Here is a 5,757-nt window from a genome sequence, read left to right on the forward strand (position 1 = left end):
GATAATGTTGTCTCTGCTTGTCAACCATGGCCAATGACAGCACCACACATAATTATACCCTATCTACAAATAATACAATCGAGTACCAATGGCGAAGATCGAACAATACACGGCAGTTGGTCTCTCTCCAACCGTCTGGGGCGCGACAGAACGCAGCGATATACAGAAGAATCTTGACCACATTCATGACAATCTCAAAGCGGCAACGTGGCTGAGTGGTCTCGAATTACCAGTGAAGCTTGCTGTCATTCCTGAGGGGGCGCTTCAAGGATTCACTGATGAGGTCATGGACATGGATCACGCGACGTACGCAGACGAGATTGCGATAGACATCCCCGGTGACGAGACCAACACGCTCGGTGAATATGCTACAGAATTCGAGACCTACATCGTCGCCTCAGCGAAGGAGAAAGCTGAACCGAAGTTTCCAAATAAGTTCTTTAATACTGCATTCATTATCGACCCAGACGGTGACATCATCCTAAAACACCGGAAGGTGACGCCACTCCTCCCCGTTGAACGATCGGTCAGCCCGCACGACGTCTGGGATGCGTGGGTCGAAGAATACGGCAAAGATTTAGACGCTTTCTTCCCAGTTGCAGACACGGATATCGGACGTCTTGGCATCTCATTGGCGATCGAAGGGGCCTATCCGGAGTATGTTCGCGGCCTCGCGATGAATGGGGCAGAGGTTATTTGTCGGATTTCTTGTCCCGAACCTCTCGTTGCTAATGACGGATGGCGTATTCAGAATCGAGCCCGGGCACTCGACAACACCGCCTACCTTGTTGCACCAAATTTGGGGACCTACTATCTTACACCGAATGAAGAGACGCCCGTTGATACCTTTGGTGTGATTTTGCTCGGCCATCCACTGCTCGACGAACCAGCCGTGATTCGGCCACGTGATTCCCTTCTTCGTGGCTCCCGAGTCGATCAGCTTTGCCGAGGCGTCCGCGATACCTTGGAAGGTTTTCGGCGGACTCTCGGGGTCAAGACCGTCCTTCTCGAAGGCGTCCTTGTTGTAGTACAGGACGGGATTCGAGGAGTTGAACGGCATCGAGTTGAGCGTATCGCCGATGCGGTAGTAGTTGAGGACCGGATTCAGGAAGTTGTCGTAGTCGATTGCGTCCGACGGAATGATGTCCTGGACGGAGACGAACGCGTCGCTGGTCCGTGCCAGTCCGGTCCCGATGTCGAAAAACTGGGCGACCGCCGGGGGTTTGTCCGCCTTGACCGCCGAAAGGGTCGAGTTCAACGTCTCGCGGTAGCTCCCCTTCGACGTCACCTCGACGGAGACGTCCTCGTGTTTGGATTCGAAGTCGGAACCCATCTGGTCCAACAGCTTCGCGGTGTCGCCGCCCATCGCGTGCCAGAACTTGATTGAGGTTTTTCCGCCGCTCAACTGACCGCTGCAACCGGCGAGCGCCAACGCACCGGTTGCGGCGCTCGTGGCCAGGAACTTTCGACGAGTGGATTCGTTCGTCATTACCCGTCGATTTGGACAACCGACCTTAAGGCGTTGTAATAGGCCTATATTGCGAATACATAATCATACGGAGTAGTCAATCGAAGTATGGATCGCACGCCGTTTCCATCGCAATCGCCACGAAAGTCGTATCGGAGACCCCTATCAGCGTAGTCGCAAGCCCCTTACGCGCCGGACGAGTAGGCGAACGCGATGGTTCGGAACGTCGCACCCGAGATGGCCGAGTTGGAGCCGGAGGACTTCTATCTCCTCTCGGGCGTCGAGCAGGGGATGCGCTTCAGCGAGTGGGTACAGAAGGAGAAGATTCCACGCTTCTCGCGGTTGACCGCGGAGGAAGTCGAATATCGAATCGACCGGTGTCTCGACCGCGAACTGCTCGAACGCAAGACCATCCAGTACGAGGGCTACACCCTCACGTTCGAGGGGTACGACGCGCTCGCGCTTCGGGCGTTTTCCGAGCGCGATACGATCCAAGGCGTCGGGTCGCCGCTCGGCGTCGGCAAGGAAAGCGACGTGTACGAAGTGCAGTCGTTCCGGCCGCTCGCGTTGAAGTACCACCGCGAGGGCTACACCAACTTCCGCGAAGTGATGAAAGAGCGCGATTACACGTCCGACCGGGAGCACGTCTCGTGGCTCTACACCGCTCGCAAAGCCGCCGAGCGGGAGTACAACGTCCTCGAAGCGCTGTACCCCGACGTGAGCGTTCCGCGCCCCATCGACCACAACCGCCACGCCATCGTGATGGAGAAGATAGACGGCGTGGAACTCGCGCGCTCGAAGTTCGAAGACGAGCAGGTCGTCCCCGTCCTCGACCTCGTGCTCCGCGAGGTGGGAGACGCCTACGAAGGCGGGTACGTCCACGCGGACATGAGCGAGTACAACGTGTTCGTCAACAGCGAGGGAATCACCATCTTCGATTGGCCGCAAGCGATTCCGACCGACCACCAGAACGCGGCGGAGTTCCTCGAACGTGACGTTCGCAACATCGTCGGCTACTTCCAGCGCAAATACCCGCAACTCGTGGGCGACGTGGACGTCCCCGCGGTCGCGGACGCCATCACCGAAATAGAGTTCGACTCGGTTCGCAACCACGTGAACGACGGGCCTTAAATGACGTAGGACACCACCGCCAACACGAGGAACACGATTATCAACCACTTGGCGATATCCATCGACATGCCAGCGATGCCACCCGCGCCGAGAACTCCAGCAACGATGGCGAGGACGGCGAACGCGATCGCGAGTTCGAGAATCGCCATTAGCGACTCACCCCGCCGACGCCGTATCTGTATTCGAGATACATGCACGATTATAGACCCCCTGGTCACTTCGTGTCGTGGGCTGAATTAGCAAGTACGGTATGTTATTTGTGGCCGTGAGGAGATTTTATCATGGAAACCAAGGATTCGTATTATAATTATCTTGTTTAAACTGATTAAATAAATTAATCTGTGTTAGGGAATATAATGAATGTATGGCACGACAGGATGTCGCCACGTATCTCGAACAGCACCCGCGAATGATCGGCGCTTTGTTCATGGCTAGTCTGCTCTTGATGCAGACCGCGCCTGTGTTGGCAGGGGGTCCAGAAGTTCACATCGGCCCTTAAAATATCAATTGAGGTCTCTGATTGGATTCCAGCAAACCTGCCCATCGATAACTGCGGGTTGACGTTCTAATTTCCAGAATTGCTTTAGTTTGTCCGTACCCACTTCCTCAAATTCTATACCATTCGAGACAAGATTTCGTGCAGATGTACCGAGAACGTTCATCGTGAATGTTGAACCAAACCCACATCGTATATCTAGAAACGTTTCAACTGAAACATCGTATTTTTCACCACCCATATCAGAAACAGATGTCCAACTTGGGACACCGCCTTCGGGTTGCATCAATGGTCGTCCACCGTTGCCTAGTGTGATATATCTGTAACCAGACACCGTTTCTTTACGGGCAATTGACAGAGCTGTTCGTAATTGAAATCCATTATTTAGCAAACTTGCAAACGTACGACCGACTCTCGTAGCAGTCTTATTCGCAACATCGTCAAGTGTCACGACGCCACCCATACTACCTCGCCCAATCAATGCCATCCCCTGCTCGTATGAAGAACAAGCGTTCAAAAAGAAGGCCTTGATACCAACGTCATCGAGTGTCTGAGCGTCCAAACTACCATCGACACAGAGGAATCCATTTTCGTCTACGTGACCAACGTAGTGGAACAAATCGATGGGTGATTCAATTATCTCACGTAACTCGGCCACAGTTCGATTGTAGTCGATGGTGATGTCATAATCAACCAGTTCACGAAATCCGTACAGTTCATCCACGATTTCGTCGCTCATCTCCGCGTCGTTACAGACGACGTGAATGCTGATTCCAGATTTGTTCGGCGCGGAGTAGTCGAACCGCCGTTTGAGGGCTTCAACCGTTAGTTTGTTCGCACCCAACGGAAATCCATTCCCGACCCACGCGTGTTCGGTCGTTTCCACGGGGTCGGGTCGAACGATTTTTCCCGCGTCAGTTCGCTCGCTCGCCCCCCGGAGGAGGTCCGCGCTTTCGAATTCCCGCTTTTCGTCCCGCGAAAAGCCCGTCCGGTAGAAGTCGTCGAACATCTGTGGCTGTGAAATCGACTGCTTCGAGGAGCGGAGCGGCGCGGAACGAATCTGGGAGAGGTCGTACGCGAGAAACGGCAACACCGCGGCGTGTTTTTCGAGCGGCGTCACGTCCGTCGTGAGCGTCCACGTCGGGACGTACTCCGAAATCGTCTCGAAGGGAACCGAGAGGTACGTCTCCAACTGCTCGGGGAGCGAACTGTCGTACACGTCCGCGAAGTCCCAGTCGAGGCGCGGTTCCAGTTGGTTTCGTTCGTAGAGTTCGTCCTTGACGATTCCTTCCGTCCGAACAAGACAGTCGAGAAAGGCGGTCTGACGCAGGAGTCGATGCAGGGTTTCCTCGTAGGTGCCGTCGCTTTCGAGGGAGTACTCGAAGTCGCCAGCGACCAGTTTTGAAACGCCGCTCGTTGGAACCACGTCCGCGCCGAGGTAGTAGGCCAACGACGCCGCCGGATAGACCTTCTCGTGCAGCAGGGGCAGTTCGAGTCGGACGCCGGTGTCCGGCGGGTCGATGGACTCCGGAACGTGGAACTCGTCGCCCAGTTCCACGAGCGGCGGATGCCCCCGGAGCGTCGGATGCGCGCGGTCGGGAGTCGTCATCTTGAGCGCGGACCCGAACGTCGAGAGCGCGCACATCGTGTCCCGAACCGACCCCGAGACGGTGATGGTTCCCTCGGGGGATTCGTGATACGAACGCGCGCCGATTCGAACGGCTGTCGATCCGTCGAACGAGAGCCGTATCTCCGTCTCCGACTTTCGAATCGTGACCGCGGACGAGAACGAGAGATAGATGACTATCGGCGTCCCGTTGAGTTGATAGTATTTCTCTCCCGGTTCAATCGTCAGTTCGGTGTTACTGTTCGGCGTGAAATCCTGTAGAAACTCGCCATCGGCCGAGTATACGTAAATGCTCGCCAGTATCGGGAAGACGATTTCGTCCGTCTCGACGGTCACGGCCGAATCGACGGGATAGTAAAACGATTCGGCGGTTGCTGGCGTCGGTTCGACGGCGCTCGGGGTGTGCAACTCGAATCGCACCTTCTCGATGGGGTCCCGAATCTCGACGCCGGACCGTCCGTCCAGCGAATCGAACTGTGGTTCCACGATTTCGTGTGTTTCAGATTCCAGATACTTATAGATCTACCCACGCGGTCGTCATATCGAGGGACGGGATGTGCCACCGGTGGTCGGGACGGTCACCGTCCCGCTGCCGGAGTTCGATTCGGGCGTCGAATAGAGGCGACAGTTCAGCAACCATGTCGGCGTCGTCCGGCACGGGAAGGTGGTAGTGGGCCATTCCGCGGACGCCCTTGGTAACCGCGCCGATGGAGCGCAGGAATCGCTTGAGCGCGAGCAGGTCGTGCTCGTCCACGAGGTAGTTCAGCGAATCGACACAGAGCCGAAGTTCGGCCGGGGCGACACCCTCCGCGGCGTCGTCGTAGTAGCCGACGGCGGTCACTATCTCCTCGCGGAGTTCGTGGAGACCGTTGTGGCCGTCCAACGGCGGGAGGGTTTCGCTGATCCCCGCGGCGGCCTGTGGCATGGCGCGGCGACGGTTTCCGCGGTCGATGAGCCAGACGGAGGCATCGTCGTACGAAACGCCCGCCGGGAAATGCTCGTTCGCGGTGTTGATTCCCGCGTCCGTGAGCGCGA

The 5,757-nt window shown here is 56.4% G+C and carries 5 protein-coding genes and 1 pseudogene; 2 read left to right on the top strand and 4 right to left on the bottom strand.

The genetic code is table 11. The annotated features are described in order from the left end of the window. Positions 1-88: 88 nt before the first annotated feature. A pseudogene (locus BG842_RS33350) lies at positions 89-739 on the top strand (nitrilase-related carbon-nitrogen hydrolase); the annotation flags it as partial. Here the strand turns inward: BG842_RS33350 and BG842_RS24815 are convergent. Then, complete coding sequence (locus tag BG842_RS24815; protein WP_254663465.1) at positions 629-1,489, bottom strand: extracellular solute-binding protein; 861 nt, start codon at positions 1,487-1,489, stop codon at positions 629-631. The pseudogene BG842_RS33350 and the gene BG842_RS24815 overlap by 111 nt on opposite strands. A 192-nt stretch (positions 1,490-1,681) precedes the next feature. On the opposite strand from BG842_RS24815, the gene BG842_RS24820 reads away from it, so the two are divergent. Continuing rightward, on the top strand, positions 1,682-2,599 hold the full coding sequence (locus BG842_RS24820; protein WP_069452887.1) for a serine/threonine-protein kinase RIO2: 918 nt from the start codon (positions 1,682-1,684) through the stop codon (positions 2,597-2,599). Here BG842_RS24820 and BG842_RS24825 read toward each other — a convergent pair. The 3 genes from BG842_RS24825 to BG842_RS24835 all read right to left on the bottom strand — a co-directional run. Beyond that, on the bottom strand, positions 2,596-2,742 hold the full coding sequence (locus BG842_RS24825; RefSeq protein ID WP_026177864.1) for a DUF1328 domain-containing protein: 147 nt from the start codon (positions 2,740-2,742) through the stop codon (positions 2,596-2,598). The genes BG842_RS24820 and BG842_RS24825 overlap by 4 nt on opposite strands. Positions 2,743-3,102: 360 nt before the next feature. After that, the gene (locus tag BG842_RS24830; RefSeq protein WP_069452888.1) at positions 3,103-5,208 is read right to left on the bottom strand and encodes a hypothetical protein; all 2,106 of its coding nucleotides are present in this window, start codon (positions 5,206-5,208) and stop codon (positions 3,103-3,105) included. A gap of 28 nt (positions 5,209-5,236) precedes the next feature. Continuing rightward, the coding region (locus BG842_RS24835; protein WP_069452889.1) for a hypothetical protein at positions 5,237-5,757 on the bottom strand (521 nt) is incomplete at its 5' end.

Origin of the sequence: Haladaptatus sp. W1 (assembly GCF_001723155.1) — an archaeon.
GTDB lineage: Archaea > Halobacteriota > Halobacteria > Halobacteriales > Haladaptataceae > Haladaptatus > Haladaptatus paucihalophilus.

Excerpts from the sequence above, each read along its gene's own strand:
- BG842_RS24820 (WP_069452887.1), top strand. The coding sequence starts at position 1,682 with ATGGTTCGGAACGTCGCACCCGAGATGGCCGAGTTGGAGCCGGAGGAC.
- BG842_RS24815 (WP_254663465.1), bottom strand. The coding sequence starts at position 1,489 with ATGACGAACGAATCCACTCGTCGAAAGTTCCTGGCCACGAGCGCCGCA.